At 42.7% G+C, this 20058-nt stretch carries 15 protein-coding genes, 6 tRNA genes and 1 pseudogene; 5 read left to right on the top strand and 17 right to left on the bottom strand.

The genetic code is table 11. The features are described from left to right. Positions 1 to 37 precede the first annotated feature (37 nt). A complete protein-coding gene (locus NI462_RS03540; RefSeq protein WP_253159131.1) occupies positions 38 to 1282 on the top strand; it encodes an NADH:flavin oxidoreductase/NADH oxidase family protein in 1245 nt (414 codons plus the stop codon). Positions 1283 to 1348: 66 nt separating this feature from the next. On the opposite strand, the gene NI462_RS03535 is transcribed toward NI462_RS03540, so the two are convergent. The 14 genes and pseudogenes from NI462_RS03535 to pyrC form a co-directional block, all read right to left on the bottom strand. Further along, the gene (locus NI462_RS03535) at positions 1349 to 2770 is read right to left on the bottom strand and encodes an iron-containing redox enzyme family protein (protein ID WP_253159129.1); all 1422 of its coding nucleotides are present in this window, start codon (positions 2768 to 2770) and stop codon (positions 1349 to 1351) included. A gap of 307 nt (positions 2771 to 3077) precedes the next feature. Next, positions 3078 to 3153: transfer RNA gene (locus tag NI462_RS03530), tRNA-Glu, on the bottom strand. Positions 3154 to 3198: 45 nt separating this feature from the next. Continuing rightward, positions 3199 to 3274 (bottom strand) — tRNA-Glu (locus NI462_RS03525). Between the two features lie 24 nt (positions 3275 to 3298). Beyond that, positions 3299 to 3374: transfer RNA gene (locus NI462_RS03520), tRNA-Glu, on the bottom strand. Between the two features lie 131 nt (positions 3375 to 3505). Next, entirely contained in the window at positions 3506 to 4417 is a 912-nt protein-coding gene (locus NI462_RS03515; protein ID WP_253159127.1) for a lysophospholipase, read from the bottom strand. Between the two features lie 245 nt (positions 4418 to 4662). Then, positions 4663 to 5555, bottom strand: a pseudogene (locus NI462_RS03510) (alpha/beta fold hydrolase). 82 nt (positions 5556 to 5637) lie between these two features. Continuing rightward, positions 5638 to 7050, bottom strand: coding sequence for an amino acid permease (locus tag NI462_RS03505; protein WP_005107442.1), 1413 nt, complete (start codon positions 7048 to 7050; stop codon positions 5638 to 5640). A gap of 114 nt (positions 7051 to 7164) precedes the next feature. After that, positions 7165 to 7240, bottom strand: a tRNA-Glu gene (locus NI462_RS03500). A 177-nt stretch (positions 7241 to 7417) separates the two neighbouring features. After that, positions 7418 to 7576 carry a hypothetical protein gene (locus NI462_RS03495; protein ID WP_004646377.1) on the bottom strand — a complete coding sequence of 53 codons (159 nt, stop codon included), beginning with the start codon at positions 7574 to 7576 and terminating at the stop codon, positions 7418 to 7420. An 81-nt stretch (positions 7577 to 7657) separates the two neighbouring features. Then, the gene (locus NI462_RS03490) at positions 7658 to 8584 is read right to left on the bottom strand and encodes a hypothetical protein (RefSeq protein ID WP_253159125.1); all 927 of its coding nucleotides are present in this window, start codon (positions 8582 to 8584) and stop codon (positions 7658 to 7660) included. A 129-nt stretch (positions 8585 to 8713) separates the two neighbouring features. After that, complete coding sequence (locus tag NI462_RS03485) at positions 8714 to 10183, bottom strand: TonB-dependent receptor plug domain-containing protein (RefSeq protein WP_253159123.1); 1470 nt, start codon at positions 10181 to 10183, stop codon at positions 8714 to 8716. Positions 10184 to 10342: 159 nt separating this feature from the next. Beyond that, a tRNA-Glu gene (locus tag NI462_RS03480) sits at positions 10343 to 10418 on the bottom strand. Positions 10419 to 10438: 20 nt separating this feature from the next. Beyond that, on the bottom strand, positions 10439 to 11098 hold the full coding sequence (gene rnt / locus NI462_RS03475) for a ribonuclease T (RefSeq protein WP_034438210.1): 660 nt from the start codon (positions 11096 to 11098) through the stop codon (positions 10439 to 10441). After that, a complete protein-coding gene (pyrC, locus tag NI462_RS03470; RefSeq protein ID WP_253159121.1) occupies positions 11083 to 12117 on the bottom strand; it encodes a dihydroorotase in 1035 nt (344 codons plus the stop codon). The genes rnt and pyrC overlap by 16 nt, the downstream gene beginning before the upstream one ends. Before the next feature lie 152 nt (positions 12118 to 12269). On the opposite strand from pyrC, the gene NI462_RS03465 reads away from it, so the two are divergent. Next, a complete protein-coding gene (locus NI462_RS03465) occupies positions 12270 to 13541 on the top strand; it encodes a GGDEF domain-containing protein (RefSeq protein ID WP_253159119.1) in 1272 nt (423 codons plus the stop codon). 83 nt (positions 13542 to 13624) lie between these two features. Here the strand turns inward: NI462_RS03465 and argG are convergent, their stop codons facing one another. After that, positions 13625 to 14965 (bottom strand): argininosuccinate synthase, encoded by a 1341-nt coding sequence (argG, locus tag NI462_RS03460; protein WP_253159117.1) that lies wholly within the window; start codon positions 14963 to 14965, stop codon positions 13625 to 13627. 248 nt (positions 14966 to 15213) lie between these two features. Here argG and NI462_RS03455 point away from each other — a divergent pair, with 248 nt between their 5' ends. The 3 genes from NI462_RS03455 (at position 15214) to NI462_RS03445 (ending at position 17921) form a co-directional block, all read left to right on the top strand. Further along, positions 15214 to 15567, top strand: coding sequence for a hypothetical protein (locus NI462_RS03455; protein WP_071851845.1), 354 nt, complete (start codon positions 15214 to 15216; stop codon positions 15565 to 15567). A 140-nt stretch (positions 15568 to 15707) separates the two neighbouring features. Beyond that, positions 15708 to 17744, top strand: coding sequence for an NADPH-dependent 2,4-dienoyl-CoA reductase (locus tag NI462_RS03450; RefSeq protein ID WP_253159115.1), 2037 nt, complete (start codon positions 15708 to 15710; stop codon positions 17742 to 17744). Between the two features lie 87 nt (positions 17745 to 17831). After that, positions 17832 to 17921 (top strand) — tRNA-Ser (locus NI462_RS03445). A gap of 125 nt (positions 17922 to 18046) precedes the next feature. On the opposite strand, the gene NI462_RS03440 is transcribed toward NI462_RS03445, so the two are convergent. After that, the gene (locus NI462_RS03440; protein ID WP_253159113.1) at positions 18047 to 19018 is read right to left on the bottom strand and encodes a methyltransferase; all 972 of its coding nucleotides are present in this window, start codon (positions 19016 to 19018) and stop codon (positions 18047 to 18049) included. 335 nt (positions 19019 to 19353) lie between these two features. Beyond that, positions 19354 to 20052 carry a pirin family protein gene (locus NI462_RS03435; protein WP_253159111.1) on the bottom strand — a complete coding sequence of 233 codons (699 nt, stop codon included), beginning with the start codon at positions 20050 to 20052 and terminating at the stop codon, positions 19354 to 19356. Positions 20053 to 20058 lie beyond the last annotated feature (6 nt).

The raw sequence follows: 20058 nt of genomic DNA, 5'->3' as shown, positions 1-20058 counted from the left end.
ACGAGTACAAAATAAAAGTAACGTATCAGGACAGATCATGACTCAATTGGCCGATTCCATTCAAATTCGCAATACCACTTTTAAAAACCGCATCATTAAAGGTGCCATGAGTGAAGCACTGGCCAATGATGCCGGTCAGCCCAATCAGGCGCATTTCAAGTTGTATGAAGCATGGGCCGAAGGTGGCTTGGGTTGTGCTATAACGGGTAATATCATGGTGGATTATCGTGCCAAGAATGAACCGGGCGTCGTAGTGGTAGAAACAGAACGCGATCTGGCACAGCTTAAAGTCTGGGCCGACGTAGGCAAACAACATGGCATGGTACAACTGGTCCAGTTATCACATCCGGGGCGTCAATGTCCGAAAGGTTTGAATCGGGAAACTGTAGCACCATCGGCAGTGCCATTTAGTCCGGCACTGGCTGTTAGCTTTGGTACCCCACGGGAACTGCGTGAAGATGAAATCCTGGATATTATCCAGCGCTTTGCCACTTCGGCTGCCATTTGTGAACAAGCAGGATTTGAGGGGGTGCAGTTGCATGGGGCACATGGTTATCTGATTAGCCAGTTTCTGTCACCGCTGACCAATAAGCGTCAGGATCAATGGGGTGGTAGTATTGAGAATCGTACCCGTTTCTTGCTGCAAACCTATCAGGCTGTTCGTGCTGCGACTTCGGAAAATTTTATTATTTCAGTCAAGCTGAATTCAGCTGATTTCCAGCGTGGCGGTATTAGCGAAGAAGATGTCATTTATGTCTTTAAGGCGATGGACGCTGCAGGCATTGATATCATTGAAGTGTCAGGTGGTAGCTATGAAGCACCTGCGATGGCCGGCGTGAAAGCAGACAAGCGCAAGGCCTCGACCATTGCTCGTGAAGCCTATTTCCTCGATTTTGCCGAAAAAATCCGTCAGGAAGTGAAGTGCCATATCATGGTCACTGGTGGATTCCGAACTGTTGAAGGCATGAATGCCGCGCTTGACAGTGGTGCTTGTGATTTTGTCGGGATTGCACGTCCCTTTGCGGTAGAACCTGACTTGGGCAATCGTCTGGTTGCAGGGCATGATGTACGTTATGCGGTTGAGAAAATTAAAACCGGTATTCCAATGGTCGACAAAATGGCGATTATGGAAATCATCTGGTATGCCGCGCAGTTTAAGGAAATTGCCAAAGGCAAGCAGCCTAATCCGAAACTGTCACCACTAAAAGTCTTTTTGCAGTATCTGAAAGGCAATGTCAAAGCGGTGATCAAGGGACAATTAAACTCGCGAAAATCGGCTTAATTTATATTAAAAAAAACCGGACACTGCAAATGTCCGGTTTTTTAATTTCTGGCATTTAGGAGTGCTTTAGGAATAATGCATCGCTTGGGTCTGAAAAGGAAATAATAACTGACTTAACTGACGAGTCGCCCATAAGCCTATTTCGGTATGATGCATATGCGGTGTAGTATAAGGAATCAGTAAATCAATTTTCTGTTCAGCACCCTCACAGCGCATGAAGCGGCTTTTTAACTGATTTAAGCGCTGCTGGTCCATACGGCTCATTGCAGGTTCAATTTTTGCTTGTGATGGGGCTGCACTACGTGAGGACAGGCGAGTTGCCAAGCCTGCACCCTGAATCCAGTCTTTAATAATCTGTTTTTCGGTCGCATTAAAGACCCCAAACATTTTACCTTCCGGATGATCGATCATTTTCCAGAAGCGACTTTGTTCTACTGGCGCATCTTTCACGATCCAGCCTTTTTCAATCATCACCTGCAAAAATTCGCTAATCTGGGCAGGATCGGATAACCAATCATTGATGGTCTTGCCACTAAACTGACATTTCTGATTATGAATATATTGACCAATCAGCGCTTTATTCTGGAAAACTTTTAAAGCCATCTGCCCAATATCCAGTTCCTTGATGATTTGGGAAGAACTTCTACCAAGGTCATTCAGGACATAGCCTTTTTTAATCAGTTCCAGATAAGTTTCTGGGTTTTCTGCATGATTAAAATGCTGGATAAATGCTTGCAGGGATTTCTGCGCATGACCATTGTGAGCATTATCAATAGTAATGTGCACATTAAAATAATGCGGATCGATACCCAGTTCAGCCAGTTCATAATTGGTGATTAACAAATGCAGTGGTAACTGTTCATAACCGAGATTAAAGCCAATGACCAAAGGTAGATACTTGGCCGGGGCATAAGCCAGTGCCAACTGTACGGCAGCCTGTTCGTAGTAACTATCATCTAAATGCTCGGCATAACTGTTCAGCTCATAATGACTCAACAGGTCCTGATACATGGTGACATGGTTGGCACGCGGATGCCCTAAACCAAGCTCTTCGAGATAGATGTAAATCAAATCTTTCAACTCGGGCTGATTACAGTTTGGCACGGTTGAATACAACCAAGCACCATCGACCAGTTTAACCGGTGCAACTTTCGCCAGGAATTCGAAAGCCTGAGAAACCGTCGGAAAATATTCCCGGGGCTGCTGCTGTTTCCGGCGATTGACATAGGTCTGGAAAGTCGCACAAACCTGATGATGTTGTTCTAAAAGATGCTGTTCAACCTGTACAGGCTGATCCAACCATCCGAGAGTATCAATATTTAAATTTTTAATCAGATCGCTCAAATAAGATTCGGCTTTTTCGGTTTTGGTATATGTCGAAATTTCAGTATCTTGAAAAAAGTCGACCCAATCCTTAAAGCTTTTAATTTGATAATTATGATTTTTATTTGGCGATAAAGGTAAACTTAGCTCTGTGCTGACGAACATAATCTGATCCTTGCAGATTTCTCTTGATTTACCTTAACGTGCCCTCTAAAAGCAGGGTGTTGAATTTTTGTTCTAATTTATTAGTGTATTGATTTAAATGAAAATGAACGGATATTTCTATGAATAGAAATGTTAAAACAATACAAATTGTAAAATTAAGAATGGGATGGCAGCCCCCAGAAAGAGAGCTAGATTTGAACGAATGATAAAAACAAGGTTTAAAGTTTTCAGAAATAAAATTTGCAAGACAAAAAAAGCCCGAGTCGCAATGCTCGGGCTTTTTGTTGAGATGTTGCCATCTCGAATATGGCGTCCCTACGGGGATTCGAACCCCGGTTACCGCCGTGAAAGGGCGATGTCCTAGGCCTCTAGACGATAGGGACAGTACAGAAGATAAATTTTAAAACCGCTACTTTAGCTTGAAGTAATGGCGTCCCTACGGGGATTCGAACCCCGGTTACCGCCGTGAAAGGGCGATGTCCTAGGCCTCTAGACGATAGGGACTTAATAAAATATACTTCTGAAAATTGGCGTCCCTACGGGGATTCGAACCCCGGTTACCGCCGTGAAAGGGCGATGTCCTAGGCCTCTAGACGATAGGGACGTTTCAGAGGTGGGCGTATAATAGGGTGAAACCAGGGGGGTGTCAAACGCATTTCCATAAAAAAAATGATTTTCTGGGTTGAGTGCATAAATTTAAAACAATCTAGAGAAAATACTGGAAAATTACATGGTTTAAGCTGGATTTTTAAGCAATTCCAGAATTGCTTCTACCACCTGCGGATGGAGTAAATAGCCGGTAATATCATGCGGGCGGTGAATATGGGTACGAATGCCGTGGTTAATAATTGCGGGTTGAAACTGAAATGGCGGTTGTGTAAGAGGAAAGGCGGTAAGAAAATCATCAGTTGAATAGAAATTTATCCAGTCGCCTGTAATTGCAGTAGGTCGTACAATGGGTTGCGGTAAATGTGACTGGATCACCTGGAAGGCTAGTGGCGATCCTAAAGTAATAAAACGCTGTACATTCAGTTCAGAATGCTGGATGAGATAGTTATAGGCAATCACACTGCCCAGAGAATGAGCAATCACAATGCAAGGTTTGCGACCATTCAATTGCCGGGCAATCCGTTCATGAACTTCCTTCATGAAACCAGGATTGTCGAGATACAGATAGGTTTCAATCAGAAATTTCTGAAGCAGGCTACGATGCAGGCTGGGAAAATAATTAAGCAATAATACAAAGTCTCGTAGTGCAACATTTTTGCTCAGCGTGGTAATAAATTTGAATTTCTGTTTGAAATCCATCGGGTCATTCAGATGAAGCTGAGGAAGATCTGAAATCACGGGCTTGCGCCAGCCAGGACGTGGAACGGGTGCAGGAAGCTGAGGATGGACAGGTTGACGGAAACGAAAGCTGGGCCATTGCTGGGGCATCAAGGTTCCAGCATTCAGGATGTTGCGAACGTTATAGTGTGAAAGCAAGTCTCCATAAAATGGAATGTGAATGTGACGTCGTAAATAACTGAATCTGGCATCATGACGGTGTTTGCGAATGCCTTTTTGAAGTATATGCAGCCAGCGCTGGCGGATCGATGCAGCACTATGATGTTGCTGGTTCATTCCATGAATAAAAATAACTTTCATCGATACCTCACGGAGGTCGATCTATATATTCACAGTATAGAGAAAATTGCGGCAAGCCAAGCTGCACTTTTTGTGGCGTTAATGTGTAAATTATCTTTGATAAAACAATCATTAACAGACATCTGTATATTTATAAAAAAGGCAGAAAAAGCAGTAAATTGGTAGGTCTGGATGAAAGATTTTATTGAATAGAAAAAGAATATGAATGGAGCTGTAAAAGTTGAATTTAGAGTTTGACGTGAGTCTTATAGCAATTCCAGTAGCGCTTTAATGACGTCTGGATGCTGAATATAACCATCAATATCATGCGGATGATAAATGGAGGTATGAATCTCCTGATTAATAATCGCAGGCTGAAGCTGGAAGGGTGGTTCTGATAATGGAAAGGCAGTCAGAAAGTCATCGCTACAATAGAAATTTATCCAATCGCCTGAAATTGCAGCAGGTCGTACAATCGGTTGCGGCAGATGAGCCTGGATGACCCGAAATGCCAACGGTGATCCAAGAGTAATAAAACGCTTGATATTCAGCTCCGGATGCTGAATCAAATAATTATAGGCAATCACGCTCCCGAGTGAGTGTGCCACCAGAATCTGTGGCCTGCTGCTATAGAGTTGATCATGAATGCGGCGGTGAACTTCCTGCATAAAATCCGGGTTGGCCAAATAAAGATAAGTTTCCAGCAAAACTTATGCAAAAAGCTGGCATGTAAGCTGGGAAAATAATTGATGAGTACCGCAAAATCCCGCAAGGCAATATCTTTGCTTAATGCTGTGATGAACTTCAGTTTCTGATTGAAATTCAGGGCATCATCAAGATTTAACTGCGGGACGTCACAAATTTGATAGGTGCACTGGTCTAGTGGCGGTGCCGGTTGTAGCTGTGCGGGATGTAAAAAAGGGAAATGCGGCCACTGTTGCGGCATCAGGGTGCTGGCATTCAAGACATTATAAAAATGATGCCGAGAAAGTAAATCACCATAAAAAGGGATACGGATATGCCGCTTTAAATAAGTAAAACGGGCTTGCTGTTGTGGGTTTTTCCGGAGGCCTGTTTTGAGGAGATGCAGCCAATATTGACGTAATGAAGTAGCCGTATACTGTTGCTTGTTCATGCCGTGAATAAACACAATTTTCATCGACGCACCCTTAAGGCTGCCCACTATGGTCATAGTATAGATAAAAAAAGAGCGGCCGAAGCCGCTCTTTTAAAACTGATGATTAAGACTTGTTATGATAAAAGGCATAATAACTTGCATAACACGCTGCAATAAACAGCAGACATCCTACGAAGCTGATGCGCATTGATGGATCAAAGACCATACTGATACAGGTAATAAAACAGAACACAAAGCCCAGGATTGGCACAATCGGGAACAATGGTGCAGCAAAGCCCAGTTCTTTGGCCGTATGACCCTGTTTATACCACTGACGACGGAAGTTGAACTGGCTTAAGCAAATACTCATCCAGACCACCACCATGGTAAACGCCGCAACGCCCAGCAAGTTGGTAAAGATCGTTTCTGGCGCAAACTGTTCAGACAATAAACCTGGCAATGCACCCAGCATAGTTACCATAACTGCAATATACGGTACACCGCGAGCATTCAGTCTTGAGAATACTGCAGGTAACTGTTTGCTGTATGACAATGACCACATCATACGTGAAGCAGCAAATAAGCCCGAGTTGGCAGCAGATAACAATGCAGTGATAATTACAAAGCGGATGATGTCTTCAGCATATGGGATACCAATGTGCTGGAATACGGTTACGAACGGACTGCTACTCACGCCTTCAGCGGCTAAGCCCGCTTCCTGATGCGGAAGTAAGGCTGTTACCACGATAATGGTACCTACAAAGAAAATTAATAAGCGGAAAATTGCCGTATTAATCGCTTTAGGGACATTTTTCGCAGGATCTTCAGTTTCACCGGCAGCCACACCAATCAGCTCGGTACCAGAGAAGGCAAAGTTCACGATCAGCATCGTAGCAAAAATCGGGAATAGACCTTCAGGGAACCAGCCTTGTGCAGTCAGATTGGTAAATAAAGGTGCAGCTTCATAGCCTTGATAGCCCAGAACACCAAAGATGGCCAATAGACCTAAAAGAATAAAAGCAACAACCGTGACCACTTTTACCAGTGCTAGCCAGAATTCGGATTCGGCAAACCAGCGAGTAGAAATCATATTTAGACTAAATACGAATACACCAAAGATAATGGTCCATAACCACATAGAAATGTCCGGGAACCATTCCTGCATCAGCAAGGCCGCTGCAGTAAATTCAGTTCCGAGAGTGACCGACCACGTCAGCCAGTATAACCAGGTGATGGTATAGCCTGTGCCTGGCCCAATATAGCGTTTGGCATAAGCACCAAATGAACCAGATTCTGGCATATGAACGGCAAGTTCGCCCAAACATAGCATCACCATGTACGCGATAATACCGCCCAGGAGATAAGCGAGAATGGCACCTACAGGCCCCGTTTGTGCAATGACTTCACCCGACCCTAAGAATAGGCCTGTTCCGATTGCGCCACCAAGCGAAATCATGACCAGATGTCGAGTACTCATAGCGCGTTTTAAAGGCGCAGAATTGCCCTGATGCGTAGCATCATTCGGAGATGAGTGCATAGGAAATAAGAAATACTTCAAAGGAATGAAGCGAGCTATTGTAGTGAAAAACTACAAATCTGCAATCGAATAATAGTAATTTCGAATAAGGTCTGATCGTATGAGATCAATAGATGGCGTCCCTACGGGGATTCGAACCCCGGTTACCGCCGTGAAAGGGCGATGTCCTAGGCCTCTAGACGATAGGGACGTTGCGAGGTGATGCGTATATTAAGGATTAAGCCGGGGTTTGTCAAAAGGGTTTTTGCTAAAATTCATTTAACAGTTTAAACATTAGGCAAAACAAAAACTTTATTTTATTAAGATGTTATTTTCTGAACAGATTTCAGGACTATAAAAAATAAATATTTGAAAAGATCACTAAAACTTAGTGATCTGGAGTTTGATATTGCTCAGGCTGAGAGTTTTCAGCTGGGGTTGATACTGTCTCAGTCTCCGCAGTGTTGTCATCATCACGGTTGACGATATAGAGATATAGCGCGGATGGGGCTAAAATCAGTAAAACCAGTAAGATCTTTTTTAACATGATACAAAGGCAAAATATGAAATCGCATTAATTATAGCCTAAGCAAATCTAAAAGAGCAGCAGCATGTACCTATTCAGGCTCTAGAATTTAAAAGTAACATCTGCAATAAATTGGCGGCCGATTTCAGTCATTACACGTGGTCTATCATTTGAGGTCGAGCCTGTTGTATAGGTATTCACGCGGTTGGTGACGTTGTTAATGATTAAACCAAAAATTGCCCTTAAATCTTTTGAAATTTCCCAATCATAGGTGGTGCGCATATCCCATGTAAATTTTGGTTTAATTTCAGAGGCTAAATAGGTGTCAAGCAGTTCACCTTCATACTCGACTTTGTCATTTTTATCGGAGACTGCAACCATATCATCGTAACTGTCTTTATAGCTAAAGAAGTTTGAAATACGTACAGGCAGTGTATCGAATGCAATATCCCAGTTTACTCGTGCGGTCCATGGTTGGTTAAAGTTTGGGGCAGGGCGGTCTGACCAACGAATAATTTGACCATCATAAGAGACCCATTCATCTTGAGTGGCTTGATCATAGGCTGACGTGTAATCTACATAACTGCGGAAGACTTCACTGTAGTCAAATCCCAAGGCAAATAAATGTTGGCTATCCCCCAGAGCGATCGGTTGACGATTTCTAAGTGTTAAGGTGTAGATGTCAGCTTTGCCACTTCCATCATTGTTATATTTGTAGAAAAATTTTGATCCATCTAAAGGAGTAACTTTAGTTTTTGATATTTCATCCTGATATTTACGATTGACCCATTTTAGCCCTAGATCCCAATTCTGGATTTGTGTATTCAGGCCTAAAACAGTCTCGTCACTGAAAGGCGTATTGAGCGCTGAACTACGCGCACCGCTGGATAGTGCAGTTTGTGTTTCTACCCAAGGCGCATGTGGGTTTTCACGTGACAGTTTATAGAGCAAATCATTTTGAATTTCATCCAGTTCTGTACCTAACGTTTGCTGACCATAGTAGCGATTCCACCCAGCGGATAAATGCAATTGATCATTACTAAAGGGTTTGTAAGAGAGATGGCTACGAGGAGCAATATTGATATTACTACTTAAAGAGTCATAATCAGCGCGAACACCAAGGCGTGTTGAAATTTGATCATTCCATTGAATATTGTCTTAAATAAATATATTTAGGCGATCTTGCTGGGCTTGAATATCACCAGCTTTGTACAGAGTGCCACCAGCGATATATTGTCCATTCCAACCATTTATCGTTAGTTTATCATCACAATATGGGTCACTTTGAAGGCAGGTAGTATCTTTGCCAAGTTCTTTTAAGTTGATCTTTGTCGCGAGTAAAACATCCTCGGCTCGTTTCCACTCAACATGAGCATGGCTATAACCCGCACCTAGAGTCATGTTGTGTTGGGATTGACCAACTTTAAATGGGTCTATATTGGCTTGTAGGTCGTAAGAGAGAACGTCTTGGAGTTGTTTGATTTCTCCCATGATGGCGCCTTCTCGAACAACATCGGTATTATTCCAATCTTTACTTCCTTCGGCGTAGTACCAATGCATACTGTAGTTATTATCTGCAATGCGTTGTGTCGCCGAGTTTTGGAAATTAAGTTTATGTACGAGAGTACCTAGATTGAATTGGTGTTCGAGTTCAGAGAATAATGTAAGTGTTTCTGTCTCAGTAGTACTACCTGAATCACGATTGCTGTCCACACAACTTAAGCTATCGAGCAAACCATAATCGAAACCAAACTTCGCTTTGGTTGAGGCGTTTGGTGTATAAAATAATGTTGCACCAAGATTTGAGATATGTCGTTCTTGATCAATTGTTTTAGGTGTTTCAAAGCCACTTTTGACTGGGATGATAGACTCTCGTTGAGAGGCATAAGCATTAAAGCCCCAATCATTCGAGAGCTTCCCATAAATATTGGTGCTTAGACCTTGTTTGGTATATTCCTTTTGGTATTCATCTGTGGGCTCTTCAAATTTACTTTCTTCTAAAGGTGAAATTGAGTTGTAGCGAGCCCAATCGCTTTCAGTGTAATCGTAATTGATAGAACCGTGAATTTTCCCTATCTCTGTTTGCGGTGCACATGTTTTAGCATTTACAACACCACCTGTGAATTGACCATAAGCGGCAGACACGTTGCTATCTAATACTTCAAGCTCACAAAGTAGGTTAGTGTTCACTGCCATAGCTTGTGCGCCAGTTCCGATATCTTGAAATGTATTTGTGTTTGAATTTGCTGGATTAATAAGTAGGTTGTTGGAAACACCATTCACAATAAAATTGTTTTGGAAGGTTTGTGCGCCATTAATAGAGATTTCGGCAGGTTTAATTTCACCTTGAGAACCTGCTGCAAGTTGTGACTGACTAAATTGAACATTTGGATTTAATTTTAAAAAATCGGTAATGTTCTTTGAGCTATTTGGCATCCTTTCTAAATCTTCTTTTGAATAAACTGTTTTTCCAACTTCACTTGCTTGCTGAGCTTCGATAATAATCGTGTTGAACTTAACCGTTGCTTCATTGAGGACAGGCTCTTGATAATTTGATTCTTCTGCAAAACTAGATGTTGATAAAGCTGTTAAAACTGCAATAGAAAGTGGGGAATAAGCAAAACGCATGAGAAGGGTTGAATATGCGAAAGATAATGGAAGTGATTATCATTAAATTTAAGAAGGCAATCAATAGTAATGAGAATTATTTTCATTAATTAGTAAAAGCGTAAGACTTGAGCAGCTTAAGATGCTGATCAAAGAAATATAAAGAAGAGAAAAAATAGATGGCGTCCCTACGGGGATTCGAACCCCGGTTACCGCCGTGAAAGGGCGATGTCCTAGGCCTCTAGACGATAGGGACGTTTAGAAGATGGCGGTATCTTATTGATCCGCCACCAGAGTGTCAAGCAGGTGAGGTGCGAGTTTGTTTAAAATATAGCAAAACAGTTCAGCGGTCTTCTGCGTATCATATAATGCAGAATGGGCTTCTTTGCCATCAAACTCAATCCCAGCCTGAATACAGGATTTTGCCAGTACGGTTTGACCAAACATCACCGCGCTTAAAGTCACTGTATCGAAGACAGAAAAACTATGAAACGGGTTCTGGTTTTTGGTTCCGGTACGCGCAATCGCGGCCTGAAGAAAACCCAAATCGAAATGTGCATTGTGTCCGACTAAAACCGCATGGGTACAGTTTTGCTGGCGACGCACTTCATTCACAGATTTAAAAATACGCTTAAGCGCAGTTTTCTCATCTTCAGCCATGGCGATTCGCATTGGATTAGAAGGATCGATCCCAATAAACTCTAGCGAACGACGGTCGAGGTTGGCTCCCTCGAAAGGATTGATATGTGCATGGTAAGCTTGACCTGGCACAAATTGACCATCTTCATTATAAACAATCGGAATGGCCGCAATTTCCAGCAATGCATCAGTCTGTGCATTAAAACCTGCAGTCTCGACATCGACAACTACAGGTAAGAATCCACGAAAACGTTGACCAATGATTGGGAGCGTTTCATTTGTCACACTTTTCTCCATTGAATGGTTTTACCCGCATATAACGGAATAATCTGTTCACCATCCAGATAGTCTAAACTTTCAGGGATTACTTGATCTTCTTTAACCAGGGTAATTGTGCTGGTATTACGTGGCAGGCCATAGAAGTCTGCACCAAAATGGCTGGCAAAACCTTCCAGGCGTTCAATTTTACCAACTTGATCAAATGCCTGAGCATACAGCTCAATAGCAGTCGGCGCACTATAACATCCTGCACAGCCACACGCATTTTCTTTTGCATTTTTTGAATGCGGCGCGCTATCTGTTCCCAAGAAGAATTTAGGATTACCGCTGGTTGCGACTTCTAACAAGGTTTGCTGATGCGTTTGACGTTTTAAAATCGGCAAGCAGTAGAAATGCGGCTTGATTCCACCGACCAGCATGTCATTGCGGTTAAACAATAAATGTTGTGGTGTAATGGTTGCAGCCACATTACGGTCTTGCTCAAGTACAAAGTTTGCTGCTTCGCTGGTAGTGATGTGTTCGAGCACCAGTTTCAGCTTGGGAAATTGTCTAAGTAATGGTGCCAGCAATTCATCCAGAAAACGCTTTTCACGGTCAAAAATATCGACGTGATTATGCGTCACTTCACCATGCAGCAATAAAGGCACCTGATGTTCTTCAAGCTGTTCAATTACGCCGTAGACCTTGCTCATGTCGCTCACGCCACTGTCGGAGTTGGTGGTCGCACCTGCAGGATAGAGCTTGATGGCATTGACATGCGCAGATTCTTTGATCTTTTTAACTTCACTTGCCGGGGTGTTGTCAGTGAAATACAGTACCATACGTGGGTCGAAATTTACCCCTTCAGGCACATGTGCCATGATGCGTTCACGGTAGGCATTGGCCTCTTCGACGGTTTTAACGGGTGGCACCAGATTCGGCATGCAAATGGCGCGAGAAAACTGCTTGGCTAAATCTGGAACGGTACGTTGAAGTGCTAAACCATCACGCAGGTGAACGTGCCAATCATCTGGCTGGAGAATCGTAATCGTATTCAAGGCAAATTCAGTCGAACAAATAAAACAAATGATAATCCATCTATAGTAAAAATGGTAACGAGAAAGCGCTACAAAATAAGGGATATGTATAAATTAATTTTAAAAAGTATGTTATTTTAAAATTAATAAAAAAATTACATAAATACTTGGCAATGGAATACAAGTACAATCTAGTGAAATTGCAAGATGATAAAGAAGACATAGAACAACTGATTACACGGCAAAGTCAGCGTGTAGGCCCGGTCTTCCCTCAACATCTGGAACAAAAATTCTGGACCAAAAATCTGGAACGCGCCCGCAAACATGTCGAAAAATATGTGTGGGCTGGGGTATTGGCCTATTTCCTTTTTTTAGTGGTAATGATTCCTACAGATTACTGGAGCATCAGCAAAGAATATTTCGTGCATGATTTTGTCCTGTGTATGTTGGGTTTGCTCAACGGCGGCGTGTCATTAATCATTTTTTATATGTTCTCCTGTTTACCCAAGATCAAGCGCTTTTTTCCGCAGGCTTCGATGCTGTTGGTGTTCTGGATACAGGTGTCAATTTCATGCATTACCATGTCGATTAAAACTGATGCCTTGCAGCATCAGTCCATGGCCATAGTCACGATCGTGTATATCCTGGGTTATATTCTGACCGGTATTAAACCGATTCAGATGCTGGTCACCGGATTACTCGCTGCGGCAACTACTATTCTTGTATTGTTTAGCCTTTCAGTTGAATTTAATCCTATGGTTTTTGGCCGGATTTTAATTGGAAGTTGCTTGCTGGGTTATGTGATTAGCCATATGATTTTTGCCCGTGAACGTGTGATTTTTCTCTATAGCATTCGCGCCAGAATCAGTGAGCAGATCCAGCGTATTCATACCAACGAATTATTACATTTGAGTCAGTACGATGAACTGACCAAAATTTCCAATCGACGGACTTTTGATGAGACGCTGCAAGTGCATTTCGAAAGTGCACGCCGTGAAGAAACGGCATTAGCGATTCTGTTTATCGATGTGGATTTCTTTAAGAATTACAACGATTTTTATGGGCATCAGAAAGGTGATGACGTCATTTCGACTATTGCCAAAACCATCAAAAATGCGATCCGTCATATGGACTTTGTCGCACGTTATGGTGGGGAGGAGTTTGTAGTGCTCTTGCCAGAAACGGATGCACATGGTGCTTATGCAGTGGCTTCAAATATTTTTAAGGCGATTGACCGTCTGGAAATTCCACATGAAAAATCCTCGGTTGCGAAATATATCACCATCAGTTTAGGCATTACCGTCTATCGTGGTGAAGATGATATTGATAAAGACGCCTTATTAGGAATCGCGGATCAGGCGCTATACCGCGCCAAACAGCTTGGACGCAATCAGATTTATTATCAGTCCATTCGTTCAGTGAATTCAGATATTGCAAATGGCTAGATATTTTTAAAATGAATAGAACAATCATCAATAAAAAACCGCTCATCAGGAGCGGTTTTTTATGCAACTTAAATGACTAAAACTTAGTTTTTGTCTTTCAGTTGTGGCACTGCAGATGCTGAACCAACTGCGAGTAAACCAGTCTCTGTATAGATGCCCAGTTTAGCACGAGTATCCGTGATGTCGAGGTTACGCATGGTCAACTGACCGATACGATCCATAGGAGAGAACATAGAATCACCTTTCTCCATAGTCAAACGCTCAGCTTCATAAGTGAGGTTCGGAGATTCAGTGTTCATGATAGTGTAGTCATTACCGCGACGAAGTTCGATCGTTACTGTACCGCTAACCGCTTTAGCCACCCAACGCTGTGCAGTTTCACGCAGCATTAGCGCTTGAGAGTCGAACCAGCGACCTTGGTAAAGCAGACGACCTAAACGCAAACCGTTAATGCGGTATTGTTCAATCGTGTCTTCGTTATGAATACCTGTTACCAGACGCTCATAAGCGATGTGAAGCAACGCCATACCCGGAGCTTCATAGATACCGCGAGATTTCGCTTCGATGATACGGTTTTCGATTTGATCCGACATACCTAGACCATGACGGCCACCGATGCGGTTCGCTTCAAGAATAAATTCAACTGGATCTTCAATACGTTGACCGTTGATGGCAACCGGGAAGCCTTCTTCAAAAGTAATCGATACTTCTTCAGCTTTTACTTCTACGTCATCTTTCCAGAACGCAACGCCCATGATTGGCTCAACGATTTTGATACCTGCATTCAGGTATTCAAGATCTTTAGCTTCGTGTGTCGCACCCAGCATGTTTGAGTCAGTTGAATAGGCTTTTTCTTTTGACATTTTATAGTCAAAACCATTGTCGATCAGGAACTGTGACATTTCTGCACGGCCGCCCAGCTCGTCAATGAAAGTTTGGTCTAACCAAGGCTTGTAGATTTTAAGCGCAGGATTGGTCAACAAGCCATAACGGTAGAAACGCTCAATGTCGTTGCCTTTATAAGTTGAACCGTCACCCCAGATGTTAACGTCATCTTCTTTCATGGCAGTTACAAGCATGGTGCCTGTTACTGCACGACCCAATGGTGTCGTGTTGAAATAAGGCATACCACCTGTAGAAATATGGAAAGCGCCACATTGAATTGCAGCAATACCTTCTAATGCAAGCTGTAAACGGCAGTCGATTAAACGTGCTTTTACTGCGCCATAAGCTTCAGCTTTTTTTGGAATCGCATCGTAATCGTCTTCGTCTGGCTGACCCAAGTTTGCTGTGTAAGCATAAGGTTCAGCGCCTTTTTGTTTCATCCACAAAAGAGCAGCAGAAGTATCTAGACCACCAGAGAAGGCAATACCAACTTTTTTACCTACTGGGACATTCTGCAAGATAGTTGCATTATCAGACATTGTTCATCCTAATGATATGAAATAGGCACGCCAGAATTGGTGGCCTGAAAAAATACATATTGCATCAATTGTATCATTAATTTATTTAGGTTTGCTTTAGAAAAGAAAAACTCGTTTTAAAATCTCTATTCAATAGGCTTAAATAATCATAAATCGCACGATTTTCACCAGAATCCTGCTGAAAACAAAGAAAATTGGTTATATTCAGCCGAATAAAGTTAAAAACCAGATAAAACAGGAATAAAAGCATGGCGACTCATATCCCACCTTTACCTAATTTAAATCCTAAACCCAAGAATGAAACGCTGGCACTGTTGCATGGGATTTATGCCGGCCTGATTGGTTTTAGTACTGTACTGTTTTTATATCTTGAATATCAGCAATCCAGTATTTCCATGCTGAGTTTAGGTGTGGTGCTGCTGCTTTTAGGCTTACTGATGTTTTTTAATATACAGGCCAGTATCAAGGTGAAGCAGGGCAATGGTTTAGGACGAACTTTATCCAGAATAATGGCCATTCTAATGTTGCTGAGTTTTCCAATTGGTACAGTATTGGGTGCGATTGCATTATGGAAATCCAGCGCACGACAATGGCAGAACTAATCTGTCATGTATGTAGCCAGCTGATGTTGAAGATTGATATTTGTGCCTGAAAATGCTGAACTCCGGGTCATAAAAAGCCTCTGAAAATCAGTTAAAGTAAGGGCATGACTTGCTCAGCCAAATATAATCAGGGATTTGTTATGACCACGACGCACTATGCCAACATTTTAAAGCCACTGCATTTGGGTTTTACCACTATTAAAAACCGGGTGGTGATGGGGTCGATGCATACTGGTCTGGAAGACCGCTTCTATAACTATCCTAAACTGGCAGCGTATTTTGGTGAACGTGCAAAGGGTGGCGTAGGTCTGCTGATTACGGGTGGAATATCGCCAAACCGTCAGGGCTGGTTGTTGCCGGCAGGCGGTACCATGAATACCTTGGGGGATATTGCGCCGCATAGTCTGGTGACACATGCAGTGCATAAGCATGGTGCTAAAATTCTTTTACAAATTCTGCATGCTGGACGCTATGGCTATCAGCCTTTTGTGGTTTCGGCCAGCCCGATCAAATCACCGATTTCTCCTTTTAAACCGCGTGAAATGTCAGATAAACAGATTCTGAATACCATTCAGGATTATGTGAAAACTGCCAGTATTGCCAAAAAAGCCGGCTATGATGGCGTGGAAATTATGGGTTCGGAAGGCTATTTACTGAATCAGTTTTTAAGCCGTCATGTCAATCAGCGTAACGACCGTTGGGGTGGCCCGATCGAAAACCGGATGCGTTTTGCCGTAGAAATTGTCAAAGCCATTCGCGAGGAAATTGGCGAAAAATTTATTATCTGTTTCCGTTTGTCGCTTCTCGATTTGGTACATGATGGCAATACCATGCAAGAAGTGATTACCGTTGCTAAAGCATTAGAAAAGGCCGGGATAACTTTGCTCAATACCGGGATTGGCTGGCATGAAGCACGTATTCCCACCATTGTGACTTCTGTACCGCGTGCTGCTTTTGTCGATTACACGGCTGAAGTTAAGAAACATGTTTCGGTGCCGGTGATTGCATCCAACCGGATCAATATGCCAGACACTGCCGAAGCAATTCTGGCTTCTGGTCAGGCAGATATGGTGCAGATGGCACGTCCACTTTTGGCAGATGCGTTCTGGGTCAATAAAACTGCAACCAATCGTGTTGATGAAATCAATACCTGTATTGCCTGTAATCAGGCTTGTCTGGATCATACCTTTAAAAACCAGCGCGCAACCTGTCTGGTCAATCCGCGTGCCGCTTATGAAACCGAACTGGTCTATGTCAAAACCAAAAAACCAAAAAGTATTGCAGTGATCGGTGGGGGTGTCGCAGGTTTGTCGGCTGCTACTGTCGCAGCCAGTCGCGGGCATGATGTGACGCTGTTTGAGGCCAGTCATGAAGTAGGCGGACAGTTCAACCTGGCTAAAGTCATTCCGGGGAAAGAGGAATTTCACGAAACGATTCGTTATTTTAAAGTGCAGCTAGAAAAAACTGGAGTTGATCTGCGTCTCAATACCCGAGTCAACCGCGAGCAGTTGGAGCGTGAGGGTTTTGATGAGGTGATTGTGGCTACAGGGGTTGTGCCGCGTGCCTTGAATATCGAAGGCAGTCAGGCACCACAAGTATTATCTTATGCAGAAGTGCTACGTGGCGCACCTGTCGGTGATCGTGTTGCGGTCATTGGCGCAGGCGGGATCGGTTTTGATGTGTCCGAGTTTTTATTAAAGCCACCGCATCAAATACAGCCGCAACCTGTGGATGAGTGGAAGCGTGAATGGGGTGTTGATTCCCAACCAGATTATGTGACTGAAGGCGGCTTACGATGTGCTAAAGTAGAACCTCCAGTACGGGAAATTTATTTATTACAACGTAAAAAAACACCACTTGGTGCAGGACTGGGCAAGACTTCAGGCTGGGTACATCGTGCCCAGTTAAAAAAACATGCAGTACGGATGTTGCGCGGTGTGCAATATAAATCTGTCACGGATGAAGGCTTATGGATTGAGGTAGATGGCCATGCTCAATTATTGCGTGTGGATACCATTGTGGTATGTGCAGGTCAGGAATCGGTAAAAGACCTGATGCCGAGTGCTGGAGAAAATACCTTGGCGCAGTATCATATTATTGGCGGTGCAAAACTGGCTGCTGAACTCGATGCCAAGCGCGCCATTCGTGAGGGAGCGGAATTAGCAGCAAAACTGTAAGGATTTGATGAAACTATATGCAGTTGATTGCATTCACTGTAATTTTCACTTGTCAGCCGGACAAAAGCTCCGTATTATTGCGCCCATGGAAGCGTGGCAGAGCGGTTTAATGCACCGGTCTTGAAAACCGACGAGGGTGTGAGTCCTCCGTGAGTTCGAATCTCACCGCTTCCGCCAAATTTTAAAAACCCCAGTCGAAAGATTGGGGTTTTTTTATTTCTATGATTTTAATAAAACGATTTAAAATAAGCTGATAGCGAACAAAGTCAAAATTTTAAAATTCCATAATTAATAAATATTCTTTAATTGCCTACTTCAATTTTGATTAATGCCAACGCAATTCTTTCCACATGTTGGTAAGCCGGTTGTTCCAGTTCTTCACCAAAAATATCCGGGTCAATTTCTTCATAGGACCAGATTATATTTTGATGCTGTTTCATCAAATCTTTAAGATGCTGCAAAAACAGATTGCCATGTTCAGTCACGGTCACACCGGTATATAGAAATAAATGTCCGCCAGAATTCAGGCGCTGTAGACCTTCTTTTATAATCCTGAATGATAAATCACAGCCATCCAGCGCATTACCGCCATGACGATATTGACGTTGTTCCGGATCAATTAAATACGGCGGATTGGCAAAAATCAGATCAAATTTTCCATCAAGATTGGAAAATAAATTACTTTGAACCGGATGAATATGGTTTAAGCTGGCAAAACTGATATTAATTTGGCTATAGAGCAAGGCTTTGGGATTCAGGTCTGCAACCATCATTTCATTCACATCTGGAAAATGTCTGGCAATGCTGATCGCGGCTGCTGAAGTGCCACAACACATTTCCACGACCCGTTTGAAAGGGTGAGTCTGAGCAGCTAGATATTGCTTGAGATGATAGATAAAGCGATACGTATCGGGACCAAAAAATACCGCATCTTGCTGAGTGGTTGGAAAAGCTGAATGAATAAAGAGTTCGCCATCGAGTGAAGAAACCCGAACCTGACTCAAGTATTGATCTTCCTGAACCTGTAGAAGCTGATGTTCTTGCAATAATGCAAAAAGGGCAGAATCAAGATCAGTTTTTTTAAAGTTTAGATTCCAGCCAAAGATATCCTGAAGGGTTCTGTGCTTATAAATTTCATTCTTTTTTCGATTCAGAATTCGCTGGTGGGAAAGCGGTGTAATGGTCGTAAACTGATAATCTTGTTGTTTTAAAAAGGCTAATAAATAAAGCAAAGCTTGCTGCGGGCTGCTTTGAATCTCTAAAATTTGGTTCATACGGATATGCTCTTCTATTTATTTAATCTACATGAAAAGATTAATTCACTTTATGCCTGCAAAAGACAATATCAAACCAGTCGTGAATGATCAAAGCTATACAGCAGTGGATTCCATGGAAAGGGATCAGTTTATATTCACCTAAATAATGCATTGCTTAGGTAAAAATGTGATGAGAATTGGTTGGATTTGTATAGGTCGTAGGCATAATTTTATTGGTTAAGCAGCCTTATTATGATTTTGCGAACTATTATTTTTTATTCATGATTATACGTATAAAAAATGGCTATTAATCACTGGGATCAATAGCCATTAGAGCTGAGAGCTTTAAAAGCTTAGTTGGGTACTTCCGGCAAATCAAACCAGATCACTTGCGCATCTTCGCTTGCTTTAATTTCTGTATCATCTAGAAAAGCAATTGCGCCGCCAGCTTCAACTCTATGTTCAGCGATCTGGACAGTGCCAGAAACAACATGTACATAATTAATATGCTGGGTCGCTTTCACTTCCAGACTTTGGCCTTGGTGAATCACCGCAGTTTTGACTTCGGCATTCTGACGAATATGCATCGGTGCATTGTCATTCGGACCACAAATCAAATGCCACTGGTTCGGTTGCTCATGTGGATCCAGACGGATTTGCTGATAGTTCGGCTTGGCATCACGTTCATTTGGAATAATCCAGATTTGCAGTAAATGGACCTGTTCGTCGCCTTGGTTCATTTCACTGTGTCGCACACCGGTTCCTGCACTCATCAGTTGCCATTCACCCGCAGCGATTCCGCCATGATTGCCCATGCTATCCTGATGGGTAATGGTTCCTTTCAGCACACAGGTCAGGATTTCCATATTGTCATGTGGATGTGTTCCAAAACCCTGATGTCCATCAATTAGATCATCATTAATAACGCGTAAAGCACTGACACCCATATACTTTGGGCTATACCAGTTACCAAATGAGAAGCTGTGTTTAGACTCCAGCCAGCCCATTTTTACATGACCACGATTTTCGCTCGGATGTAGAAAAGCATTCATGATTTT

Origin of the sequence: Acinetobacter lwoffii (genome assembly GCF_024129715.1) — a bacterium.
Classification (GTDB): domain Bacteria; phylum Pseudomonadota; class Gammaproteobacteria; order Pseudomonadales; family Moraxellaceae; genus Acinetobacter; species Acinetobacter lwoffii_U.
The sequence above is the reverse complement of the archived record's forward strand: the minus strand, read 5'-3'. Positions and strand labels throughout refer to the sequence as shown.

What these genes read in the sequence shown, in the direction of transcription:
- NI462_RS03455 (WP_071851845.1), top strand. Translation starts at nt 15,214, where the DNA reads ATGGCGACTCATATCCCACCTTTACCTAATTTAAATCCTAAACCCAAG.
- NI462_RS03485 (WP_253159123.1), bottom strand. Translation starts at nt 10,183, where the DNA reads ATGCGTTTTGCTTATTCCCCACTTTCTATTGCAGTTTTAACAGCTTTA.
- NI462_RS03505 (WP_005107442.1), bottom strand. Translation starts at nt 7,050, where the DNA reads ATGCACTCATCTCCGAATGATGCTACGCATCAGGGCAATTCTGCGCCT.
- NI462_RS03435 (WP_253159111.1), bottom strand. Translation starts at nt 20,052, where the DNA reads ATGAATGCTTTTCTACATCCGAGCGAAAATCGTGGTCATGTAAAAATG.
- NI462_RS03495 (WP_004646377.1), bottom strand. Translation starts at nt 7,576, where the DNA reads ATGTTAAAAAAGATCTTACTGGTTTTACTGATTTTAGCCCCATCCGCG.
- NI462_RS03535 (WP_253159129.1), bottom strand. Translation starts at nt 2,770, where the DNA reads ATGTTCGTCAGCACAGAGCTAAGTTTACCTTTATCGCCAAATAAAAAT.
- rnt (WP_034438210.1), bottom strand. Translation starts at nt 11,098, where the DNA reads ATGGAGAAAAGTGTGACAAATGAAACGCTCCCAATCATTGGTCAACGT.
- NI462_RS03465 (WP_253159119.1), top strand. Translation starts at nt 12,270, where the DNA reads ATGGAATACAAGTACAATCTAGTGAAATTGCAAGATGATAAAGAAGAC.
- NI462_RS03450 (WP_253159115.1), top strand. Translation starts at nt 15,708, where the DNA reads ATGACCACGACGCACTATGCCAACATTTTAAAGCCACTGCATTTGGGT.
- NI462_RS03540 (WP_253159131.1), top strand. Translation starts at nt 38, where the DNA reads ATGACTCAATTGGCCGATTCCATTCAAATTCGCAATACCACTTTTAAA.
- NI462_RS03515 (WP_253159127.1), bottom strand. Translation starts at nt 4,417, where the DNA reads ATGAAAGTTATTTTTATTCATGGAATGAACCAGCAACATCATAGTGCT.
- NI462_RS03440 (WP_253159113.1), bottom strand. Translation starts at nt 19,018, where the DNA reads ATGAACCAAATTTTAGAGATTCAAAGCAGCCCGCAGCAAGCTTTGCTT.
- argG (WP_253159117.1), bottom strand. Translation starts at nt 14,965, where the DNA reads ATGTCTGATAATGCAACTATCTTGCAGAATGTCCCAGTAGGTAAAAAA.